This is a genomic window from Catellatospora sp. NPDC049609 (assembly GCF_040675365.1).
GTDB lineage: Bacteria > Actinomycetota > Actinomycetes > Mycobacteriales > Micromonosporaceae > Catellatospora.
Map to the genome: position 1 here is coordinate 1 of NZ_JBFAOU010000074.1, position 21427 is coordinate 21427.

Below are 21427 nucleotides of genomic sequence, written 5' to 3' on the forward strand. Positions count from 1 at the left end.
CGCGCGCCGGGGTCCCGCCGCGGGGGCTGGGGCGCCGCGGCGCCCCAAAACTTGCGGGTGCTCCACAACCCAGAAGTTGTCGGCCCGCGCAGTACATACCTGCCCGGAGACCTGGCCGGCTCACCGTCGCCGGCGGCGGGCGGCGAGCAGCAGGCGCACGCCCGACAGCCCGAGAATGAAGATCACCACGGTGTTGCGGCCGGTCTCCACGGGATCGCGCGCACCGCTCACGGGCTCGACCAGGAACACCCCCGGCCGCCGGACCGGACTCGGCTGCGGCGTGGACGGATCGGGCGACGGCTCCGGTGAGGGCTCCGGAGAGGGAACGGGGTCCGGCGGCGGTGGCTCAGGCACCACCAGCGGGGGTGGCGCCGGCGACAGGCTCGGACTCGGCGAAGGACTCGGGCTCAGCGAAGGACTGGGCGAGGGTGACGGGCTAGCACTCGGCGACAGACTCGGACTCGGCGACGGAGATGGCGAAGGGCTGGGGCTCGGCGACGGCGACGGGCTTGGCGAAGGCGACGGGCTGGGAGTCGGCGAGGGCGACGGGCTGGGACTGGGCGACGGCGAAGGGCTTGGCGACGGGCTGGGACTGGGCGAGGGCGACGGGCTCGGGCTCGGCGACGGCGAAGGGCTTGGCGACGGGCTGGGACTGGGCGAGGGCGACGGGCTGGGAGTCGGCGTGGGCGACGGGCTCGGGCTCGGCGACGGCGAAGGGCTTGGCGACGGGCTGGGTGACGGACTCGGGGACGGGCTGGGTGACGGAGACGGCGGCGGGCTCGCGAGCCAGGCCCCGTCGGTGGCGTGCACCGGCTGCGAAGCCGACAGCTGGGTCGCCGCGCCGGTGCCGAGCTCGATGCGGTACGCCCGCAGCGGCCGGTCCATGCCGTTGTTGACCGCGTACAGCGTGTCTCCGTTCAGCGCGACCGAGCCGTAGGATCCGCCGCGGCGCGGGTTGCCGGAGAGCGGGCGGGTGGAGACCTGCCCGGTGGCCGGATCGACCTCGACCAGCCGCGCCGACGCGCCCGTGGCGGCGACGCCGACGAGCGCCTGCCGCAACGGGTCGTAGTCCCAGTCCCCGACGTCCACCGGCGACGACAGGTGCACGTCCCGGGCGACGTGGCCGAACGTCGGCGACTGCGCGCGCACGTCGACGCCGATCAGGCGGTTGCCCGCCCGCAGCATCAGCTCGCCGTAGGCGACGGTCCCCGCGTAGGCGAGCGAGACCGGCACCGAACCGCCATGCACAGGACCGTGATCGACGACATCCCCCGCAGGCGTGATCGCGACCAGGTGCCCGCCGCCGCCCAGCGGCGCGAGCCGGAAGCGGGTCGCCACGCCGTAGAGCAGGTCCTGCGCGGCGTCGTAACCGATCGCGTTGACGGTGTGCTCCAACCACCGGACGTGTGTGGCCGCACCGGTGTCCGGATCCACGCTGACCAGGGCGGACGGCGCGTTGGGCACGGCCGAGCGCACCTGGATCAGGCCGCCCGGCGCGGCGGCGGCGGGGCCGGCCGCGGGCCGCGCGCTCCACGCTCCGGCAGGCGGAACGGCTACGGCGGCGGCCAGGAACAGCCCGAAGACGAGGGGTCGAAATCTGGACGTCGCACACATAGCATCCTGTATAGCCCCAAACGCCCCGTTTGGGCGAGTGGCTCTTTTGGAGGGCGCCATGCGGGCGTACGCGAGCGGCTTGTTGTGGTTTCTCGGGATCTGCGGTCTCGCCGCGCTCGCGGTGGTGTTCATCCGCCGCTCGTGGCCGCCGGACCGCCGCTCCGACACTCATGACGTGCTGAGCGTCGTGTTCTCCATGACCGGCACGCTCTACGCCGTCGTCGCCGCGTTCGTCTTCATCGACGTCTGGCAGATCGGCAACGACGCGCGCGACGCGACGTACCGCGAGGCGCAGGCGGTGCAGTCGGTGGCCTGGGCCGCCGACGCGGGGCCGCCCGAGGTGCGGGCCCGGATCCACGCGGTGTCGCGCGCGTACCTGCGGGAGATCCTCGACCAGGAGCTGCCCCGGTTGCGCGACGGGCGCCCGGTCGGCGACCAGGGCTGGGCCATGCTGAACGAGCTGCGTACGGTGGCCGCGCAGGTGCCCGCGTCCACAACCGAGGGTGAGACGCCCGACGCCGTGGTGCACGCCGTCATGCAGGCGCGCGAGGACCGGCTCGCTCTGGCGGACAAGCGGATCGGCGACGTGACCTGGTTCGCGTTGCTGTTCGGCGCGCTGCTGGCGGGGATGCCGATCCTGTTCTTCCGGTTCGACCACATCGGAACGCAGCTTGCGATGACCAGCGCCGTGGCCGGGATGATCACGTTGCTGCTGTTCACGATCCACCAGATCGAGCGGCCGTTCACCAGCACCGAACGGGTTCCCGCGACGGCGTACCAGAACGCGGTCGACCGGCTGGACGCGCTGAGCGGCTAGTGCCGGATCCCGTCGCCCAGCGGCTGCACGGCCGGCCGCCGGGCGGCGGGAGCGGTCGTCGCCCGGCCCGCCCGGTACGCGGCGGGGCCGACGAAGCCGATGCCGCCGGCCGCCAGCGTCAGCAGGCCGAGCCAGGTCGCGGCGATCTGGTCGCCCTCCTGCGTGCCGCCCACCGCGAAGACCATCACCAGGAACCACGGCACGGCGGCCAGCCACCAGCCCCAGGCCGCGCCGGTGACCGTGCGTGCGAACCAGCCCAGGAACAGGTTGACGGCGAAGGCGAGCGGCGGCAGCCACAACGCGGGCCAGCCGCCGATCCGGTACGGCGTGTACACCGCCTCCAGCAGGCCGGACATGCCGCCGAGGAACACCGCGAGCAGCGCCCCGATCCCCCGCAGCCCGAAGTCCAGTAGTCTCACCGGACCGGCCCGCTCACTCGGGCAGACCGGAGAACAGATCCGTCTCCCACCCGTACGGGCCGTCGCCGCGCCCGCGCTCGCCGACCGCGAGCGTGTAGTGCTCGACGCCCATGAACTCCTGGCCGAAGTTGCCGGCGATGGAGTAGAGCCAGGACGTCTCCGGGATCTGCGTGGCGTGCGCCTTGAGCGCCGCGACCTTGGCGTCGTGGTGGTCGGAGCCGTCGATGCAGGCCGCGACCTCCTCGTCCGGCGTGCCGAACGGGAACTCCGACACGTCGGTGACCGCGGCGAACGGGTTGTCGGTCGAGTCGCGCAGCGCCTCGACGCCCGCCTTGAGCACGCTCAGCGGCATCGCCGTCCAGTAGATCTTGGAGGGGCCGAAGCCGCGCTCCGTGGCGATCTCCGAGGCGCGCATGGCGACCCGGTGCGCCTGGATGTGGTCGGGGTGGCCGTAGAAGCCGTTCGGGTCGTACGTGACGACGACCTGCGGGCGTACCTCATCCATGATCTTGACGAGGTAGCCGGCCGCCTCCTCGAGGTCCGCGCCCCAGAAGGCGCGCGGGTGCTCGTTGGCGGGGGTGCCCATCATGCCCGAGTCGCGGTAGCGGCCCGCCCCGCCGAGCATGCGGTGGTCGATCGGGCCGAGCGCCGCCAGCGCCTGCCGCAGCTCCACCAGCCGGTAGCCGCCGAGCTGGTCGGCCTGCGCCGCCTCCAGCTGGGCCAGCTCGGGCACGTGGATCTCGCCCTCCTCACCCAGCGTGCAGGTCACCAGGGTGACGTGGGCGCCGAGAGCGGCGTAGTGGGCCATGGTCGCGCCGGTGCCGATCGACTCGTCGTCGGGATGCGCGTGCACGAACACAATGCTGCGAGCCACCCGGTCACTCTAGCCCGCATCAGGCAAACCGCCACGCGCCGACCTCCCGCGTCGATAGCATCGCGGCCATGGAGGCGCAGCAGCCTGACGGACCGGGGCCTGGCCACCGCATCGCCGTCAGTGCTGACGGCCTGCGGGTGGGGCACCTGCACGACCGCGTACTCGACATCTGCGAGCCGCTCGGCCGGCGGTCACGGACCGTGGCCGAGGGGGTCGACGACTTCGCCCTCGACCGCACCGGCGCCGTCGTGGCGTGGACCGCGGACGGCCGGCTGTACCGCGGCGACGCGGGCGGCGTGACCGCCATCGGCACGCCCGGCCCGGTGGCCGCGGCCCGCCCGGACCCGACCGGGCGCCGCATCGCCTACCTGCACCAGGGCACGCTGCGGGTCGCCTCGGCCGACGGCGACGAACTGCTCGCCGGGGAGCCCGACGGGGTGCGCTGGGGCGAGCCCGACCCGCACGCGGCGTACTTCGGCCGCGGCTCCGGCTGGTGGTGGGCCCCGGACGGGGAGACCGTGCTGGCCACCCGCCGCAGCGGCGAGCAGGTGTCGCTGCACCTGCTCGACCTCGACGGCGGCTGGGTCGACGTGCACTGGGACCGCGAGATCTACCCGTACCTCGGCGCGGTGCGCTGGGCCGACGGCGGCCCGCTGATCACCGCGCTGCGCCGCTCGCAGGGCCACGGCCTGGTGCTGGCGGTGGACCGCCGGACCGGCGAGACGCAGGTCCACGCCGAGCTGGCCGACCCGCGCTGGGTCAACCCCATCGCCGGTACGCCGCGCCACCTCGCCGACGGCCGGGTGCTGGTCGGCGGCGAGATCTCCCATGACGGGTACGACGCGCGCTGCCTGTTCGCCGACGGCACCCTGCTCACCCCGCCCAACCTGTACGTCCGGCGCGTCGTGGGACGCCTCGGCCCCGGCTCGGCCGGTGGCGAGCTGGGCGACCTGCTCATCGAGGCCAGCGAGGGCGAGCCCGCCGAGCAGCACCTGTTCCGGGTACGCAGCAGCACCAGCGGCGGCATGGTGGTGCACCGGCTCACCAGCGCGCCGGGCTGGCACAGCGCGGCCTGCGGTGGCGACACCGTGGTGACCGGCTTCCGCAGCCTCGACGACGAGGGCGTGCAGCTGACCGTCTGGCACGCCGGCAACATGATCACGGAGCTGACCCCGCGCCGCCCGGTGCCCGCCACCACGAACCGGCCCACCCTGGACCGGGTCACCGACCGGCGGCTGCCCACCGCCGTGCTGTACCCGCCGGGGCACGTCTTCGGCCGGCGGCTGCCGGTGCTGCTGTGCCTGCCGGACACCCCGACCGGCCAGCAGGTGCGCAACGACCACGAGGCGTTCACGCAGGCCCGGCACTGGGCCGAGGCCGGGTTCGCGGTGGTGCTGGTGGACGGGCGGGGCACCGTCGGGGTGTCGCCGAGCTTCGAGAAGGTGACCCACCGCCGGGTGGCCGACCTGGCCGTCGCCGACCACGCCGAGGCGCTGCGGATCCTCGCCGACAAGCACTCCGACCTCGACCTGACCCGGGTCACCGCGTACGGCCGCGGCTTCGGCGGCTGGCTGGCCGCGCTGCTGGCGGCCCGGCGGCCGGAGACGGTGCGTGCGGCGATCGCCGTCGAGCCGTGGGACTGGGAGCGGCTGCCGATCCCGCTGGCCGAGCGCTACCTGGGGCCACGCGAACTCGACAGCGAGATCTACGCCCGCCACGCCCTCGACGAGCTCCCGCCGACCGTCGTCATCCAGGAGACCGCCCCCACCTCGATCCCCACCTGACCGCAGCGGCCGCCACCCGGCGCGGCTCCCGGTCCGGCCGGCCGGCGATGGAGATAGCTGTCTCGTGTCAGAACCTGCGGCCTCACTCGGCTTTCTGACCGGAAACAGCGATCTTCCCCAGCCAACCGCCGGGCTCTGCGGCCGGTGACCAGGTCAGAGGCTGAGCTGGGCCTTGACCGCGGCCCGTGCGGCGATCTCGTCGGCGGTGGCAGCCTTCTGGCGGGCCTTGTCGGCGGCCCGCTGCGCCCGGACGGCGATCTCACGCGTGCGGACTGCCATGAGCGGACCCCCTGCCTGCTTCGTCGTGGTCGCCCGGGGCTGGACCACGCTGTCCTCCCCGGGCACATGTCCCAGGATGGCGCAGGTCAGACGGCCGCGCACCTGTCGGAAGCAAGGAGCCGGACCCCCCGTTCGGAAGTTTCCGCGGGGAGCCCGGCTCAACGATCTTGCGCGAACTGTTGCCTTTATGCCCGGTTGGGGCGTGTCATACCCACAGTCCGCGCAAGATCGGCGCTGCGGGGGTGGGTCACTGCTTCACGAAGGCGCGGGTGAAGGCGGGGTAGCCGAAGATGCTGTCGATGTAGAGGCCACCGACCTTCGTGCCGTGGATGTAGAAGGCCACGTCGGCGTACAGCGGGACGGCCGGCGCCAGCTCCTTCATGATCCGCTCGTCGATCTTGGCCCACTCGTCGGCCTGCTTGGCCGGGTCGAGCGCCAGGACGCGGTCGAACTCCGCGTTGATCGCGTCGTTGTTGATGAAGGACGTGTTGCTGTTGCCCTCGGCCTTGATGCTGCGGCCGTCGAAGAGCACCGGCAGGATCGCCGCGCCGCTCGGCCAGTCCGCCGCCCAGGAGTCCAGGTACAGGTCCCAGGGGTTGTCCTTCTTCTTGGTGTCGTCCAGCTTGCTGTCCGCGGGGGTGGTGCGGACAGTGATCTTGAAGCCGGCCTTCTCCAGGTTGTTCTTCAGCTGGGTGCCGATCTCCTGGTCACCGGAGTCGTCGCTGATCGCGAGCACCAGCTCGGGGGTCTTGCCGGCGAGCGTCGCCTTGGCCTTGTCGATGTCGCCGTTCTTGCCGGCCGGGTACACGTCGAACGACTTGAAGCCCAGCGTCGACGGCGGCATCAGGGTGGTCATCGGGGACGCGACGTAGTCGCCGCCCAGCGACTTGATCAGACCCTCGCGGTCGATCGCGTAGTTGAGCGCCTGGCGCACGGCCAGGTCGGTGACCCGCTGGGTGTTGATGGTGAGCCGGTTCGCGCTCGGCGTCGGCTCCAGCAGCGTGCGGCCCTTGAGGCCGGCGTCGCCGGACACCTTCGCGACCCGCGAGGTGGCGACGCCGTTCCAGCCCAGCGTGGCGGCGTCGGTGCCGTCGGCGATGATCCGGTCGGTCTGCGCGGTGGCGTCGGGGCCGAACTGCCAGACGAACTTGTCCGGGTACTGGTGGCGCACCGGGTCGGTGGCCGGGTCCCAGTGCTCGTTCTTCTCGAAGACCAGCTCGACGCCGGCGGTGTTCTTGGTCAGCTTGTACGGGCCGGACGCGAACGGCGCGCCGTCCAGGTCGACGCCGGTGTCCTTGGCCGGCGGCAGCGGCGCGGTGGACGGCAGCGACGCGGCGAACGGCAGGTCGCAGTGCGGCTTGGCGAACTCGAAGCGGATCGTCTTGTCATCCGGCGTGGTCAGGCCCGGCGGCAGCGACGTCTTGTTGGCCTTGAAGTCCCACTTGGTGTCGAACGCCGCGGTGTCGGCCAGCCACTCCTGGATGTAGGTCGGGCCGCCGGCGAGGTCCGGGTTGAACGAGCGGGCGATACCGTACGCGATCTCCTTGGAGGTGATCGGGCTGCCGTCCTCGAACTTGACCCCGCTCTTGATCTTGAATTCCCAGACCTTGCAGTCGTTGTTGACGTTCACGCCCGGGGTCTCGGCCAGGTCGCCGACCAGGGTGACGTGACCCTTGCCGTCGTCCTTCCAGGTGGTGAGGAAGCGGGAGTACAGCGGCGCGGTGTTGAGGCCCACGAAGTTGTAGATGCGCTGCGGGTCCAGGTGCGAGATCTTGGTCTCGCGCAGGATGGTGAAGGTGCCGCCCTTGACCGCACCCGGGACCTCCGGCGCCGGGCCGAGCGAGTCCTTCGGGTCGGTGGCGATGACCCCGCTGGCCTTGCGGTCGGTGTCGACGCCGGACTCCTGGTTGGTGTTCTCGCTACAGGCGCTCAGCGCCACGACCAGCGCAACCGCGCCGGCCGCGGCGAGTGCCGCTCTCGTTCTCATATCCACTCCAGTCACTCGTGCCAGATGTGAAGGAAACCTACAAATTATGTAGCAATGATCGACGGATTTCGCCATACCCGGTCGGTTACAGCTTGGTCGCTAACCCAGCCGCACCCGGGGGTCGATGACCGCGTACAGCAGGTCGACCACGATGTTGGCGACGACGATGAAGACCGCCGAGATGAGCACGGTCGCCATGATCGTCGAGAGGTCGCCGAGCCGGACCGCCTCGACGGCGGTGCGGCCCAGGCCCTGGATGCCGAAGGTGGTCTCGGTGATGACCGTGCCGCCCAGCGCGCCGCCGACGTCGAGCCCCGCGATGGTGACGATCGGCGTGATCGCCGCGCGCAGCGCGTGCCGGCCGTACGCCTTCGACTTGGTCAGGCCCTTGGCCCGTGCGGTGCGCACGTAGTCCTCGGCCAGCGTCTCCAGCATCTGCGCCCGCGACAGCCGCGCGTACACCGCCGAGAACAGGAACGCCAGCGCCACCCAGGCCAGCACCAGGCCCGCGGCCCAGTCCAGCGGGCTCTCCCACAGCGACACGTAGCGCGGCGGCGGCAGGATCTTCAGCGTGTACACGAAGATGATCAGCAGGATGCCGCCCACGAAGTAGAGCTGCATCGAGGCGCCGGTCAGCGAGAACCCGATGGCCAGCCGGTCGAAGACGGTGCCGCGTTTCAGCGCCGACAGCATGCCCAGCCCGATGCCGAGCCCCAGCCACAGGATCGCGGCCGGGATGACGATGCTCAGCGTCACCGGGATGACCCGGGCGAAGATGTCGCTGACCTCTTCGTTGTTGATGTACGAGTAGCCCAGGCACGGCACGTCGCACCAGCCGCCCTGGGCGCTGCCCAGGTCGCGGCCGACGAAGACGCCCTTGACGTAGCCGGTGTACTGGTCGAGCAGCGGGTCGTTGAGGCCCAGCTCGTCGCGCATGCGCTCCAGCCGCTCGGCGTTGCAGTTCTTCTCGCACATGGTGGCCACCGCGTCGCGGGGCAGCATGAAGAACATGCCGAACGCGACCAGGCTGACCGCGAACAGGGTCAGCGTGCCGAGCAGCATCCGCTTGATCAGGAATCGCAGCATTGGCGTGCCCCCTACCGGCTTGACTTGGGGTCGAGCGCGTCCCGCAGGCCGTCGCCGAACAGGTTGAAGGCAAGCACCAGCAGGAAGATCACGGTGCCCGAGAAGATCAGGTACATCGGGTCGCCGTCGATGAACTCCAGGCTCTTGCTGATCATCACGCCGAAGTCGGGGGTCGGGTCGACGATGCCGATGCCGAGGAAGGACAGCGCCGCCTCACCGGTGATGTAGCCGGGCACCGCCAGCGAGAACGTGATCAGGATCGGCGCCCACAGGTTGGGCAGCAGCTGCCGGAACAGGATGTGCCACAGCCCGGCGCCGCTGGCCCGCGCCGCCTCGACGAACTCGCGCTCGCGCAGCGACACCACCTGCCCGCGCACCAGCCGGGCGGTGCCGGTCCAGCCGAACATCGCGAACAGCAGGATCATCACCGCGATCCGGAACGGCACGTCGATGTCGTCGCGCGGGCCGTAGAAGCGCGCGGTCACCGTCGGCATGACGGCCAGCGCGAAGATGAGGAACGGCAGCGCCAGCGCGAAGTCGATGACCCAGCTGATCACCGCGTCGATCCAGCCGCCCAGGTAGCCGGCGACGATGCCGAGCACGATGCCCATCGCCGTGGTCAGCAGCGCCGCCGAGGTGGCGATCAGCAGCGAGGTGCGCAGGCCGTACACCAGGCGGATGAAGACGTCGCGGCCCAGCCGCGGCTCCAGCCCGAACCAGTGCTCGCCCGAGACGCCGCCGAGGTAGCCCAGCGGCAGGCTGTTGTTGGCGATCTTGTCCTGGAACTGCTCGTACGGCCCGATGCCGTAGAGCAGCTCGACCAGCGGCGCGGCCACGCCGAGCAGCACGAAGAAGAGCATCACCCAGCCGCTCACCACGGCGGTCCGGTTCTTGCGCAGCCGCTCCCAGGCCAGCCGGCCCGGCGAGCGCCCGACCATGGCGGGCCCCGGCGCGACCGGCACGGCCGTCGGGTCCAGGCCGCCGGGCTCGGTCTCGATCTGCGACAGACTCATGCGGACACCTCCGGTACGTTCGCGTTGGTCTGCCCGGGAACGTGCGCCGCCGAGCCCAGCGGCCCGCTCTCCCCAGCGGGCTCGGGGCCGGGCCGGCCGCTTTCCCCAGCGGGCTCGGGAAAGTGGCACGCCACCAGCTGCGGGCTGCCGTCGCGGGCGACCAGCGGGGGCTGCTCGGACGCGCACACGTCCTGCGCCTTCCAGCAGCGGGTGCGGAAGCGGCAGCCCGACGGCGGGTTGAGCGGTGTCGGCACGTCGCCGGTGAGCCGGATGCGCTGCTGCGGCACGCCGAACGCGGCCACGTCCGGCACCGCCGAGAGCAGGGCCTTGGTGTACGGGTGGCGCGGCCGCTCGTAGATGTCGGCCCGATCGCCGACCTCGACGACCTTGCCCAGGTACATCACGGCGACGCGGCGGCTGAAGTGGCGCACCACGGCCAGGTCGTGCGCGATGAACACGAACGCCAGGTCCAGCTCCCGCTGCAGGTCGCGCAGCAGGTTGACGACCTGCGCCTGGATCGACACGTCCAGCGCCGACACCGGCTCGTCGGCGACGATGAGCTTGGGCCGCAGCGCGAGCGCGCGGGCGATGCCGATGCGCTGGCGCTGGCCGCCGGAGAACTCGTGCGGGAAGCGGTTGTAGTGCTCGGGGTTGAGCCCGACCAGCTCCAGCAGCTCCTGCACGCGGGCCTTGACACCCTGCGGCGGCTTGATGCCGTTGACCTCCAGCGGCATCGCCACGATCTTGCCGACGGTGTGCCGCGGGTTCAGCGAGGAGTACGGGTCCTGGAAGATGATCTGCAGGTCCTGCCGCAGCGGGCGCATCGCCGAGCGGCCCAGCTTGGTGATGTCGCGGCCCTGGAACTCGATCGAGCCCGCGGTCGGCTCCAGCAGGCGCACCAGCATGCGGCCGGTGGTCGTCTTGCCGCAGCCGGACTCGCCGACCAGGCCGAGCGTCTCGCCGGCGCGCACGTCGAGGTCGACGCCGTCGACCGCCTGCACCAGCGCCTTGCCCCCGGTCATCCCCTGGCGCACGGCGAAGTGCTTGGTCAGCCCGCGCACCTTCAGCAAGGGTTCGGATGTCACTGGGCCACCCCCACGTGCGCGATCTCCTCGGTGTAGATCGAGGTCCGGCGGTCCTCGGGCAGGTGACAGGCGACGCGGTGGCCGTCGGCCGGCACCGGCAGCAGCTGCGGCACGTCGGTGGCGCACGGCTCGGGCTTCATCGCGTACGCGCAGCGCGGGTGGAACGCGCAGCCGGGCGGCACGTTGATCAGGCTCGGCGGGTTGCCCTTGATGGGCTTGAGGTCGATCTCGGGGTCGCCGTGCAGGCTCGGGATGCTGGCCAGCAGGCCCCACGTGTACGGGTGCTGCGGGCCGCGCATCACCTGCGCCACCGAGCCGTGCTCGACCGCGCGGCCGCCGTACATGACCAGCACCTCGTCGGCGACCTGGCTCACCACGCCCAGGTCGTGGGTGATCAGGATGACCGCGGAGTTGAACTCGCGCTGCAGGTCGGCCAGCAGGTCGAGGATCTGCGCCTGCACCGTCACGTCCAGCGCGGTGGTCGGCTCGTCGGCGATGAGCAGCGCCGGGTCGTTCATCAGCGACATCGCGATCATGACCCGCTGGCGCATGCCGCCGGAGAACTCGTGCGGGTACTGCCCGAACCGGCGGTCCGGCTGCGGGATGCCGACCCGGCCCAGCATGTCGACGGCCCGGCGGTGCGCCTGCTTCTTCGACGCGTCCGGATGGTGCGCGCGGTACGCCTCCGTCAGCTGGCGGCCCACCGTGTAGAAGGGGTGCAGCGCCGACAGCGGGTCCTGGAAGATCATCGCGACGTCGCGGCCGCGCAGCTTGCGCATCTCGTCGTCGGGCAGCCCCACCAGCTGCCGCCCGCCGAGGGTGATCTCACCGGTGATCCGGGTTCGGGTCGGATCGTGCAGCCCCATCACCGCTAGACTGGTGACGCTCTTGCCCGAGCCGGATTCGCCGACGATGCCGAGCGTGCGCCCTCTGCCGAGGCCGAAGCTCACCCCGTCCACCGCACGGACCTCGCCGTCCGCGGTGCTGAACCGCACCCGTAGGTCGTTGACCTGCAGATACGGCGGGTCCGCAGCATCGTGCGTCATTGCCGCTCCCGTCCCTGCCGATGAAGAAAACTTTCATACTCGTGCGCCAAAAGGTAACGGACCCCGGCGTGTCGGCAACAGACGCGGTACGTAACAACTGGCTAACGCCACCCCTCCGATCGGCCGTCTCCGACGGCTGAGCAGCCGAAAGAGTGTTCACGACAGTTGCTGCGGCAGGCAAGTCGGACGATCGCCGTCAGTGCCGACGAGCCGGGCGATCCCGATGAGCGGGCGACGATACGGACGATCGCGGCGCGCGGGCGACGCACCGGGCGCCATCGGACTAGGGTGGCGATCATGAGCTTCTTCGACGTCGCGGAGGCGGCGGTGGCGGCGGCGCTCGACGCGGGCGCGCGTTACGCCGACGCCAGGGTCATGCACAAGCGCTACGAGTCCATGGACGCCCGCAACGGCGAGGTCGAGGACCTCAGCTCCGACGAGTCCGCCGGCATCGGCGTACGCGCGCTCGTCGGCTCCAGCTGGGGCTTCTACGCCGTGCCGGACCTGTCCGACAGCGCGGCACGGCTGGCCGGTGCCCGCGCCACCGCCATCGCCAAGGCCAGCGCCCGCGTGGCCGGACCGGCCGCGGACCTGGTGCCGACCACCGTCAGCCACGCCACCTGGGCCAGCGAATGCCTGGTCGACCCGCTCGCGGTGCCCCTGTCCGACAAGGGCGACCTGCTCACCCACGCCACCAAGACGATGGTCGAGCACGGCGCCGACCAGGCCACCGCCGTGTACCAGATCTGGGACACCCGCAAGTGGTTCGTCTCCAGCGAGGGCCACCGCATCGACCAGCACGTCCGCGAGTGCGGCGCGGGCATCCAGGCCACCTCGATCGGCGCGGGCGAGACGCAGGTGCGCTCCTACCCCGCCGCCCGCGGCCAGTACGGCACCCGCGGCTGGGAGCTGGTGCGCGAGCTGGACCTGCTCGCCCACGCGCCGCGGCTGGCCGAGGAGTCCCGCGCGCTGCTGTCCGCGCCGCTGTGCCCGGCCGGCGAGACCGCGCTGATCCTCGGCCCCGAGCAGCTGTTCCTGCAGATCCACGAGTCGGTCGGGCACGCCATCGAGCTGGACCGCATCCTCGGCTGGGAGGCCGCGTTCGCGGGCACCTCCTGGCTGGACCTGGCCCAGCTCGGCAGCCTGCGCTACGGCTCGGAGCTGATGAACATCACCATCGACCCGACCCTGCCCGGCGCGCTGGGCAGCTTCGGCTTCGACGACGAGGGCACCCCGGCGGCCAAGCGGTACGCCGTCAAGGACGGCATCTGGGTCGGCGTGCTCGCCGGGCGCGACTCGGCGGCGCTGGCCGGGCTCGACTACGGCGGCAGCGTGCGGGCCGACGGCTGGTCCCGGCTGCCCATGGTGCGGATGACCAACGTGGGCCTCGAACCCGGCCCGCACACCCTGGAGCAGATCATCGCCGAGACCGACGACGGCGTGTTCATGGAGAACAACCGCTCCTGGTCCATCGACGACAAGCGGCTCAACTTCCAGTTCGGCTGCGAGATCGCGTACGAGGTGAAGAACGGCAAGCGCGGCCGCATGCTGCGCAACCCGACCTACACCGGCATCGGGCCGAAGTTCTGGCAGTCCATGGACATGCTCTCCAGCGAGGTCCAGTACTGGGGCACCCCGAACTGCGGCAAGGGCCAGCCCACCCAGGCCGGGCACACCGGCCACCCGTCGGCTCCGGCCCGTTTCCAGGGGGTACGCGTGGGGGTGCGCGCATGACGACCGCGGGAACCGCGCCGGCCCGTGCCGCCGGCGAGCGTTGCGAGGAGAGGGCATGACCGTCGAGAAGATCGCCGAGCAGGTGCTCGACCTGGCGCAGCGGGCGCTGCCCGGGGCCGAGATCGAGGTCAGCGCGGACGCGGTGCACCGGGCGCTGACCCGGTTCGCCAACTCCCGCATCCACCAGAACGTCGCCGAGGACACCGTCGGCGTGCGGCTGCGCGCTCACCTCGACGGGCGCACGGTCACCACCACCAGCACGCTGACCAGCCCGGAAGGGCTCACCTCGCTGGTGTCGCGCACCGCAGCCGCGGTCCGCTCCGCGCCCCGCGACCCGGGCTGGCCCGGCCTGGCCCCAGCCGCGGCGCTCGCCCTGCCCGGCGAGGTCGACGAGGCGACCCGCGAGGCGTCCCCGGACGACCGCGCGGCCCGGATCCGCGACTTCGTCGACGCGGCGGGCGGCCTGGAGACGGCCGGCTACTGCCAGACCGGCTACTGGACCGGCGCCTTCCGCAACTCCGCCGGCCAGGCGCTGGCGGCGTCGGCGACCACCGCCGACATGGACGGCATCGCCCGCGACGCCGGCGCCGGCGGTATCGCCGACGGCGTCGCGCGCCGCTCCGGCGTCGCCCTGTCCGAGCTGGACGGCGCCGCGCTCGGCGCCCGCGCCGCGGGCAAGGCGCGCGCCCAGGCCGACCCGGTCGAGCTGCCGGCCGGCCGGTACGAGGTCGTCCTCGAACCCGAGGCGGTCGCCGACCTGCTCACGAACTTCTCGTACTTCGGCTTCAACGCCAAGGCGCACCAGGAGCGGCGCTGCTTCGCCGAGCCCGGCACGCAGCAGTTCGACGAGGCGATCACGCTCTACGACGACCCGCGTGAGCCGTACGACGCCGAGGGCACGCCGCGTACCCGCCTCGCGCTGGTCGAGAAGGGCGTGACCACGGCGCTCGCGCAGGACCGGCGCACCGCCGCGACCGGCGGCGGCGCCTCCACCGGCCACGCCGGGGCGTTCGGCGCGGCCTGGGGCCCGACCCCGCAGAACCTCGCCTTCGCCCCCGGCACTGCCACCGTCGACGAGATGATCTCCCGGGTCACGCGCGGGCTGCTCATCACGGACCTCTGGTACACCCGCGTGCTCGACCCGCGCACCCTCGCCCTGACCGGCCTCACCCGCAACGGCGTCTGGCTGATCGAGGACGGCGAGGTCACCCGCCCGGTCCGCAACATGCGCTTCACCCAGCTCTACCCGCAGGCACTGGGTCCCGGCGCGGTCCTCGGCGTGGGCGCCGAAGCCGTGCCCCAGCCGTCCCGCGTCTTCCTCGGCGCCTGGACCTCCCCCGCCCTCCACCTCGCCTCCTGGAACCTCACCGGCGGCGCCAGCGGCTGAACTCCGGTCCACCCCGTCCGGCAGTTTCGGGGAAACTGCAGCTTCGCGTCCCGGGATTCGCGCAGTTTCCCCGAAACTGCACACCGAGCTGCGGCGTGTGCGCCGGAACGGGGGCGCCCGGCCGGGTTTGTTATCGACGTTGGCCTATCTGGATGAGTTCGATCTCGAGTTCGTCATCCAGATAGGCCAACGTCAATGGTGGGCGGGGTAGGTGGCGGACTGGGTGCACACGGGAGACGGGGCGGCGGTGCCGCGTACCCGCGCGTGGGCTTCTTGATCGTTGGAGTTGCCTGGCAGATGGGCGTATCCGGGGTCATGATTCGCCCGTTTGCCAGGCAGGACGGGTGATCAAGCGGGGGTCGGCGGGTGATCCGTGTCCGAGGACGGCGAGACCGCGATGCCGTACGTCACAGTGTCCCCGGTCACATGATCGACATCTTTCGGCGTAACGTGTCCGTGATTGATCCACGCACGTGTTCCCCACTGGTATCTCAGGGAGCGACGAAGAGATGACGACGACGGCAACGAGGCCGACGGGCGCGAAACCCCGCGCCGCGATCGACGCCAAGACGTTGCGCACGGACCGCTGGTGGCTCGCGCCGGTACTCACGGTCATCGGCCTGACGGCCTGGGTGGTGTACGCGACGGTCCGGGTGTTCATGCAGAAGTGGTACTGGATCGACGCCTACCACTACCTGACCCCGTTCTACTCGCCCTGCGTCTCGAAGGGCTGCTATCCGGCGGCCGCCGAGTTCGGACGGTTCATCCCGGACAACCCGCTCATCCCGTACGCGGCCCTGTCCCTGCCGTTCCTGCTGCTGTTCCGGCTGACCTGCTACTACTACCGCAAGGCGTACTACCGGTCGTTCTGGCTGTCCCCGCCGGCCTGCGCCGTGCCCGACGGCCACGCGAGGTACACCGGCGAGACCCGCTTCCCGCTGATCTTCCAGAACGCGCACCGGTACGCCTTCTACGCGGCGGCCCTGATCTCGCTCATCAACACCTGGGACGCGGTCGTGGCGATGCACTCGCCCGGCGGCGGCTTCGGGTTCGGCCTGGGCAACGTGATCCTGTGGATCAACGTGATCATGCTGTGGGCGTACACCGTGTCCTGCCACTCCTGCCGGCACATCGTCGGCGGCCGGCTCAAGCACTTCTCCAAGCACCCGGTGCGCTACCGCGCGTGGACGTTCGTGTCCAAGCTCAACGCCCGGCACATGGGCCTGGCCTGGATCACGCTGGCGACGCTGGCGATCACCGACTTCTACATCATGGGGCTCGCCGCCGGCTGGTGGAACGACCTGCGGTTCATCGGCTGAGCCGGGATAGGTGACACAGATGGTCAACATTGAGAAGCACTGGTACGACGTCGTCGTGATCGGCGCCGGCGGCGCGGGTCTGCGCGCCGCGATCGAGGCCCGGCTGGCCGGCAAGAAGGTCGCCATCATCTCCAAGTCGCTGTTCGGCAAGGCCCACACGGTCATGGCCGAGGGCGGCGCGGCCGCGGCGATGGGCAACGTCAACCCGAACGACAACTGGATGGTCCACTTCCGCGACACCATGCGGGGCGGCAAGTTCCTGAACAACTACCGGATGGCCGAGCTGCACGCCAAGGAGGCGCCGGAGCGGATCTGGGAGCTGGAGACCTACGGCGCGCTCTTCGACCGGACCAAGGACGGCAAGATCTCGCAGCGCAACTTCGGCGGCCACGAGTACCCGCGCCTGGCCCACGTCGGCGACCGCACCGGCCTGGAGCTGATCCGCACCCTGCAGCAGAAGATCGTCTCGCTGCAGCAGGAGGACCGGGCCAAGCACGGCGACTACCAGGCGCGGCTGCGCGTCTTCGCCGAGTGCACCATCACCGAGCTGCTGCTCGACTCGTCCACCGGCGACAAGCGGATCGCGGGCGCGTTCGGTTACCACCGCGAGTCCGGCGAGTTCGTGCTGTTCGAGGCGCCCGCCGTGGTGCTGGCCACGGGCGGCGTCGGCCGCTCGTACAAGGTCACCTCGAACTCTTGGGAGTACACCGGTGACGGCCACGCGCTGGCGCTGCGCGCCGGGGCGAAGCTGATCAACATGGAGTTCCTGCAGTTCCACCCGACCGGCATGGTCTGGCCGCCGTCGGTGCGGGGCATCCTGGTCACCGAGTCGGTCCGCGGCGACGGCGGCGTCCTCAAGAACACCGAGGGCAAGCGGTTCATGTTCGACTACGTCCCCGACGTCTTCCGCAAGCAGTACGCGGAGACGCCCGAGGAGGCCGACCGCTGGTACACCGACCCCGACAACAACCGCCGCCCCCCGGAGCTGCTGCCCCGCGACGAGGTGGCCCGCGCCATCAACTCCGAGGTCAAGGCCGGGCGCGGCACCAAGGCCGGCGGCGTCTACCTCGACATCGCCTCGCGCCGCCCCGCCGCGGAGATCCTCAAGAAGCTGCCGTCCATGTACCACCAGTTCAAGGAGCTGGCGGACGTGGACATCACCACCGCGCCGATGGAGGTCGGGCCGACCTGCCACTACGTGATGGGCGGCGTCGAGGTCGACCCGGACACCGCGGCGACGCCCGGCGTGCTGGGCCTCTACGCGGCCGGTGAGGTCTCCGGCGGCATGCACGGCTCCAACCGGCTCGGCGGCAACTCGCTGTCCGACCTGCTGGTGTTCGGCAAGCGCGCGGGCGAGTACGCGGCCGCGTACACCGACGGCCTGGCCAAGCGGCCGAAGGTGGACGACACCCAGGTCGCCGCGGCGGTCGAGGAGGCGCTCACCCCGCTGGCCCGCGACGGCGGCGAGAACCCGTACACCCTGCAGAGCGATCTGCAGGACGTGATGGGCGACCTGGTCGGCATCATCCGCCGCCAGGGCGAGCTGGAGGATTCGCTGACCCGGCTGGCGGAGCTGCGCGAGCGCATCCGCAAGGTCGGCGCGGCCGGCGGCCGCCGCTACAACCCGGGCTGGCACCTCGCCCTGGACCTGCGCAACATGCTCGTCGTCTCGGAGTGCACCGCGAAGGCGGCGCTGGAGCGCGAGGAGTCGCGCGGCGGCCACACCCGCGAGGACTTCCCGAAGATGAGCTCGAAGTGGCGCCAGGTCAACCTGGTCTGCTCGCTGACCACCGACGGCGATGTGGAGCTCACCCACCAGCCGATCCCGACGATGACCCCCGACCTGCTCGCCCTGTTCGAGAAGTCCGAGCTGGCCAAGTACATGACGGAGGAGGAGCTGTCGTGACTCTGAGGCAGTTCAAGGTGTGGCGGGGCGACGCGTCCGGCGGCCAGCTGAACGACTACAAGGTCGAGGTCAACGAGGGTGAGGTCGTGCTCGACGTCATCCACCGGCTGCAGGCCACCCAGGAGCCCGACCTGGCCTGCCGCTGGAACTGCAAGGCGGGCAAGTGCGGCTCCTGCTCGATGGAGATCAACGGTATGCCCCGCCTCGGGTGCATGACCCGGATGTCCACCTTCGAGGAGGACGAGACCATCACGGTCACCCCGCTGCGCACCTTCCCGGTCATCCGCGACCTGGTCACCGACGTGTCCTTCAACTACCAGAAGGCCGTCGAGATGCCCGCGTTCGCGCCGCCGGCCGGCGTCGCGCCGGGCGAGTACCGCATGCAGCAGGTCGACGTCGACCGCTCGCAGGAGTTCCGCAAGTGCATCGAGTGCTTCCTGTGCCAGAACACCTGCCACGTCGTACGCGACCACGAGGAGAACAAGCCGCCCTTCTCCGGCCCGCGCCTGTTCATCCGCGCGGCCGAGCTGGACATGCACCCGCTGGACGCCCGGCACGACCGCAAGGAGATCGCGCAGCAGCAGCAGGGCCTCGGCTACTGCAACATCACCAAGTGCTGCACCGAGGTCTGCCCCGAGCACATCAAGATCACCGACAACGCCATCATCCCCATGAAGGAACGGGTCGTGGATCGCCGCTATGATCCGCTCGTGGTATTCGGACGCAAGATTCTCCGCCGTGACCAGCTGGCCCCCACCGTGCCGGCCGGCCCGACCGTGCACGCCGGCCCCGTCACCGTGGCCGACGACCAGGCCCCCGTCAACTTCAGCCGCGGAGCCGGCGCCCCGCAGGGCCCCGAGGTCAACGCCGCAGGTCATGTCAACCTGAACGAGATGCTCTCCGACCGCCCCGCGGCCGCGAGCCCCTTCGGCGAAGACATCACCTTCCCCGTAGACCCCAGTTCCCTCAACTACTACCACCCCGAGCGCTGACCCCGCTTTCTCACTGCGCCGCGTCGATCTTGCGCGAGATCGATGCGATCTTGAGGCAAGCCCATAGCACACGGCGGGCTTGATCAGGGGGTTGTGCACAACCGGGGCGCTGTCCACAGGAGAGGGTGCGCGCGGGTGGAGTTCGACTCCGCCCCGCGCGCACCCTCTCTGCCATGTCCGTCCCCGCCACGCTCCGGCAGCTGCGCACCGAGGGCGTCTCCGTGCAGCACCTGCGGACCGCCCACCACCGCGGTCACCTGCGCCGACCCTGGCGCGGCGTGTACGCGCTCGACACCGACGAGATCAGCCGGGTGCAGGCCCTGTTCGCGCTGCTGCCCGAGGGGGCACGGCTGTCCGGGCCGACCGCCGCGGCGTGGTACGGCTTCGGCGTCTCGCCGTCCCCGCTGATCCATGTCACCGTGCCGCAGGGGCACGCCCACCCACGGCTGGACGGCGTCACGGCGGGCGAGTCGGCGCTCCCGCTCCCCGAGCCGGTGTGGCGGCACGGCGTGCCGCTGCTACCGCCCGAACGGGTCGCGGTGACCCTGGCCCGGACCGTACGCCGCATCGACGCCCTGCCCATCCTCGACGCCGCACTGCGGGCCGGTGCGGTCTCCCCCGACCTGCTGGCCGCCGAGCTGTGGACCCACGGCGGCCTGCGCGGCGTCTGCCAGGCCCGCGAGCTGGTGCCGCTGGCCGACGGCCGCGCCGAGTGCCGCCAGGAGAGCCAGCTGCGCCTGGTCATCGTCGACGGCGGCCTGCCCCGCCCCGAACCCCAGCTCGAGGTGGGCCGCTTCCGCCTGGACCTGGCCTACGAGGAGATCAAGGTCGGCATCGAGTACGACGGCTCGTCGCACCTCACCCGCGACCGCATCCGCCACGACCGCTACCGCGGCAACTGGCTCGCCGCCCAGGGCTGGCACATGCGCCACTTCACCGACCAGGACCTCTACGCCCACCCCCGCCGCATCGTCGCCGCTCTCCGCCCGTTGCTCACCCCGGCCTGGTCCTGACCCGTCAACGCAAGATCGCGACGATCTTGCGCGAACTGTTGGGGATACGCCGGGATCGCCCGTGTCGTACCCACAGTCCACGCAAGATCGTCGCGATCTCGGGGGTTACTTCAGGAACGTGGTGAGGTCGTCGAGGATCTTGTTGGCGGCGGTGACGCCGATGCCGGTCATCCAGGTCTCGTCGGCGACGACCTGGGTCTTGCCTGCCTTGACGGCGGACAGGGTGGACCAGAGCGGGCCGGCGGTGATCTTCTGCTGCTCGGCGGCGGACTTCTCGCCGTACGCGGCGATGAAGATGAAGTCGCCGTCGACCTCGGTGAGGCGCTCGGCGCTCACCTTGTCGAAGCGCTTGTCGTCCTTGTCGGCCAGCAGCTGGCGGTCGGGGCGGCCGAGGCCGGCGTCGCCGAGCACGATGCCGGAGAACGACTCGGGGCCGTACACGCGGATGTGGTCGGGCATGAAGCGCACCAGCGAGATCTTGCGCGCGGCGGCGTCCGGGATGGCCGCGCCGACGTCCTTCGCCCGCTTCTCGTACGCCGCCAGCAGGTCCTTGGCCTGCTGCTCCTTGCCCAGAGCCTTGCCGTCGAGGAGGAAGTTCTCCTTCCAGGTCTTGCCGACGTTCTCGGTGAACACCGTCGGGGCGATCTTGGCAAGCTCGGCGTAGAACTTTTCCTGCCGGAACCTGGAGCCCAGGATCAGGTCGGGCTTGAGCCCGGCGATCGCCTCCAGGTCGGGCTCGGTGAGCACGCCGACCTCGGTGATGCCGTCGGTCGCCCCGGCGCCGAAGTACGTCGGCCAGCCGGTGAGCTCGCCGGCCCGCGCCGCGCCGACCGGCTTGACGCCCAGCGTCAGCGCGGTGTCGACCTTGTCCGTGTCCAGCACGACGACGCGCTTCGGCGCCGCGGGCACCGTGGTGGTGCCCATCGCGTGGACAATCTCGACACCGCCCGCACCGGTCTCGCCGCCGCTCTCCTTGGCCTCACCGCACCCGGCCAACACCAGCCCGGCCGCCACCGCCGCGGCCATGACCGCAACTCGCCTCTTCACAGTTGCCACTTTCCTTCCTTGCCGC

18 protein-coding genes are annotated in these 21427 nt (G+C 71.2%); 8 read left to right on the forward strand and 10 right to left on the reverse strand.

Annotated features, from left to right (window positions below; translation table 11 throughout):
- Window positions 1-120: 120 nt before the first annotated feature.
- Window positions 121-1614: a hypothetical protein gene (locus AB0J67_RS21155; RefSeq protein ID WP_363485110.1), complete on the reverse strand. Its 1494-nt coding sequence runs from the start codon at window positions 1612-1614 to the stop codon at window positions 121-123.
- Between the two features lie 58 nt (window positions 1615-1672).
- Here AB0J67_RS21155 and AB0J67_RS21160 point away from each other — a divergent pair, with 58 nt between their 5' ends.
- Window positions 1673-2431, forward strand: coding sequence for a hypothetical protein (locus AB0J67_RS21160; RefSeq protein WP_363485111.1), 759 nt, complete (start codon window positions 1673-1675; stop codon window positions 2429-2431).
- On the opposite strand, the gene AB0J67_RS21165 is transcribed toward AB0J67_RS21160, so the two are convergent.
- Both AB0J67_RS21165 and mshB read right to left on the reverse strand, forming a co-directional pair.
- Window positions 2428-2850, reverse strand: coding sequence for a hypothetical protein (locus AB0J67_RS21165; protein ID WP_363485112.1), 423 nt, complete (start codon window positions 2848-2850; stop codon window positions 2428-2430). The genes AB0J67_RS21160 and AB0J67_RS21165 overlap by 4 nt on opposite strands.
- Window positions 2851-2863: 13 nt before the next feature.
- Entirely contained in the window at window positions 2864-3724 is an 861-nt protein-coding gene (gene mshB / locus AB0J67_RS21170; protein WP_363485113.1) for an N-acetyl-1-D-myo-inositol-2-amino-2-deoxy-alpha-D-glucopyranoside deacetylase, read from the reverse strand.
- A gap of 68 nt (window positions 3725-3792) precedes the next feature.
- On the opposite strand from mshB, the gene AB0J67_RS21175 reads away from it, so the two are divergent.
- Window positions 3793-5508, forward strand: coding sequence for a prolyl oligopeptidase family serine peptidase (locus AB0J67_RS21175; RefSeq protein WP_363485114.1), 1716 nt, complete (start codon window positions 3793-3795; stop codon window positions 5506-5508).
- Window positions 5509-5661: 153 nt separating this feature from the next.
- Here AB0J67_RS21175 and AB0J67_RS21180 read toward each other — a convergent pair whose 3' ends face one another.
- The 6 genes from AB0J67_RS21180 to AB0J67_RS21205 all read right to left on the reverse strand — a co-directional run bounded on the left by AB0J67_RS21180 (window position 5662) and on the right by AB0J67_RS21205 (window position 12004).
- Complete coding sequence (locus AB0J67_RS21180; RefSeq protein ID WP_363485115.1) at window positions 5662-5787, reverse strand: hypothetical protein; 126 nt, start codon at window positions 5785-5787, stop codon at window positions 5662-5664.
- Between the two features lie 247 nt (window positions 5788-6034).
- The gene (locus AB0J67_RS21185) at window positions 6035-7774 is read right to left on the reverse strand and encodes an ABC transporter substrate-binding protein (protein ID WP_363485116.1); all 1740 of its coding nucleotides are present in this window, start codon (window positions 7772-7774) and stop codon (window positions 6035-6037) included.
- 99 nt (window positions 7775-7873) lie between these two features.
- On the reverse strand, window positions 7874-8860 hold the full coding sequence (locus AB0J67_RS21190; RefSeq protein ID WP_363485117.1) for an ABC transporter permease: 987 nt from the start codon (window positions 8858-8860) through the stop codon (window positions 7874-7876).
- A gap of 11 nt (window positions 8861-8871) precedes the next feature.
- Window positions 8872-9873, reverse strand: a complete 1002-nt coding sequence (locus AB0J67_RS21195; RefSeq protein WP_363485118.1) for an ABC transporter permease — start codon at window positions 9871-9873, stop codon at window positions 8872-8874.
- Window positions 9870-10958, reverse strand: a complete 1089-nt coding sequence (locus AB0J67_RS21200) for a dipeptide ABC transporter ATP-binding protein (protein ID WP_363485119.1) — start codon at window positions 10956-10958, stop codon at window positions 9870-9872. Before AB0J67_RS21200 ends, AB0J67_RS21195 begins: the two co-directional genes overlap by 4 nt.
- On the reverse strand, window positions 10955-12004 hold the full coding sequence (locus tag AB0J67_RS21205; protein ID WP_363485120.1) for an ABC transporter ATP-binding protein: 1050 nt from the start codon (window positions 12002-12004) through the stop codon (window positions 10955-10957). The genes AB0J67_RS21200 and AB0J67_RS21205 overlap by 4 nt, the downstream gene beginning before the upstream one ends.
- 297 nt (window positions 12005-12301) lie before the next feature.
- On the opposite strand from AB0J67_RS21205, the gene AB0J67_RS21210 reads away from it, so the two are divergent.
- The 6 genes from AB0J67_RS21210 to AB0J67_RS21235 all read left to right on the forward strand — a co-directional run bounded on the left by AB0J67_RS21210 (window position 12302) and on the right by AB0J67_RS21235 (window position 20355).
- Window positions 12302-13738 carry a TldD/PmbA family protein gene (locus AB0J67_RS21210; RefSeq protein ID WP_363485121.1) on the forward strand — a complete coding sequence of 479 codons (1437 nt, stop codon included), beginning with the start codon at window positions 12302-12304 and terminating at the stop codon, window positions 13736-13738.
- A 55-nt stretch (window positions 13739-13793) separates the two neighbouring features.
- The gene (locus AB0J67_RS21215) at window positions 13794-15125 is read left to right on the forward strand and encodes a metallopeptidase TldD-related protein (RefSeq protein WP_363485122.1); all 1332 of its coding nucleotides are present in this window, start codon (window positions 13794-13796) and stop codon (window positions 15123-15125) included.
- Between the two features lie 509 nt (window positions 15126-15634).
- Entirely contained in the window at window positions 15635-16444 is an 810-nt protein-coding gene (locus tag AB0J67_RS21220) for a hypothetical protein (RefSeq protein ID WP_363485123.1), read from the forward strand.
- 19 nt (window positions 16445-16463) lie between these two features.
- Complete coding sequence (locus AB0J67_RS21225) at window positions 16464-18350, forward strand: fumarate reductase/succinate dehydrogenase flavoprotein subunit (protein WP_363485124.1); 1887 nt, start codon at window positions 16464-16466, stop codon at window positions 18348-18350.
- Entirely contained in the window at window positions 18347-19342 is a 996-nt protein-coding gene (locus AB0J67_RS21230) for a succinate dehydrogenase/fumarate reductase iron-sulfur subunit (protein WP_363485125.1), read from the forward strand. Before AB0J67_RS21225 ends, AB0J67_RS21230 begins: the two co-directional genes overlap by 4 nt.
- A 173-nt stretch (window positions 19343-19515) precedes the next feature.
- Complete coding sequence (locus tag AB0J67_RS21235) at window positions 19516-20355, forward strand: DUF559 domain-containing protein (RefSeq protein WP_363485126.1); 840 nt, start codon at window positions 19516-19518, stop codon at window positions 20353-20355.
- A gap of 105 nt (window positions 20356-20460) precedes the next feature.
- On the opposite strand, the gene AB0J67_RS21240 is transcribed toward AB0J67_RS21235, so the two are convergent.
- The gene (locus tag AB0J67_RS21240) at window positions 20461-21402 is read right to left on the reverse strand and encodes an iron-siderophore ABC transporter substrate-binding protein (protein ID WP_363485127.1); all 942 of its coding nucleotides are present in this window, start codon (window positions 21400-21402) and stop codon (window positions 20461-20463) included.
- Window positions 21403-21427: the final 25 nt, after the last annotated feature.

Coding starts and splice junctions, on each gene's coding strand:
- AB0J67_RS21155 (WP_363485110.1), bottom strand. CDS start 1,614: ATGTGTGCGACGTCCAGATTTCGACCCCTCGTCTTCGGGCTGTTCCTG.
- AB0J67_RS21160 (WP_363485111.1), top strand. CDS start 1,673: ATGCGGGCGTACGCGAGCGGCTTGTTGTGGTTTCTCGGGATCTGCGGT.
- AB0J67_RS21175 (WP_363485114.1), top strand. CDS start 3,793: ATGGAGGCGCAGCAGCCTGACGGACCGGGGCCTGGCCACCGCATCGCC.
- AB0J67_RS21180 (WP_363485115.1), bottom strand. CDS start 5,787: ATGGCAGTCCGCACGCGTGAGATCGCCGTCCGGGCGCAGCGGGCCGCC.
- AB0J67_RS21185 (WP_363485116.1), bottom strand. CDS start 7,774: ATGAGAACGAGAGCGGCACTCGCCGCGGCCGGCGCGGTTGCGCTGGTC.
- AB0J67_RS21190 (WP_363485117.1), bottom strand. CDS start 8,860: ATGCTGCGATTCCTGATCAAGCGGATGCTGCTCGGCACGCTGACCCTG.
- AB0J67_RS21195 (WP_363485118.1), bottom strand. CDS start 9,873: ATGAGTCTGTCGCAGATCGAGACCGAGCCCGGCGGCCTGGACCCGACG.
- AB0J67_RS21205 (WP_363485120.1), bottom strand. CDS start 12,004: ATGACGCACGATGCTGCGGACCCGCCGTATCTGCAGGTCAACGACCTA.
- AB0J67_RS21210 (WP_363485121.1), top strand. CDS start 12,302: ATGAGCTTCTTCGACGTCGCGGAGGCGGCGGTGGCGGCGGCGCTCGAC.
- AB0J67_RS21215 (WP_363485122.1), top strand. CDS start 13,794: ATGACCGTCGAGAAGATCGCCGAGCAGGTGCTCGACCTGGCGCAGCGG.
- AB0J67_RS21220 (WP_363485123.1), top strand. CDS start 15,635: ATGACGACGACGGCAACGAGGCCGACGGGCGCGAAACCCCGCGCCGCG.
- AB0J67_RS21225 (WP_363485124.1), top strand. CDS start 16,464: ATGGTCAACATTGAGAAGCACTGGTACGACGTCGTCGTGATCGGCGCC.
- AB0J67_RS21235 (WP_363485126.1), top strand. CDS start 19,516: ATGTCCGTCCCCGCCACGCTCCGGCAGCTGCGCACCGAGGGCGTCTCC.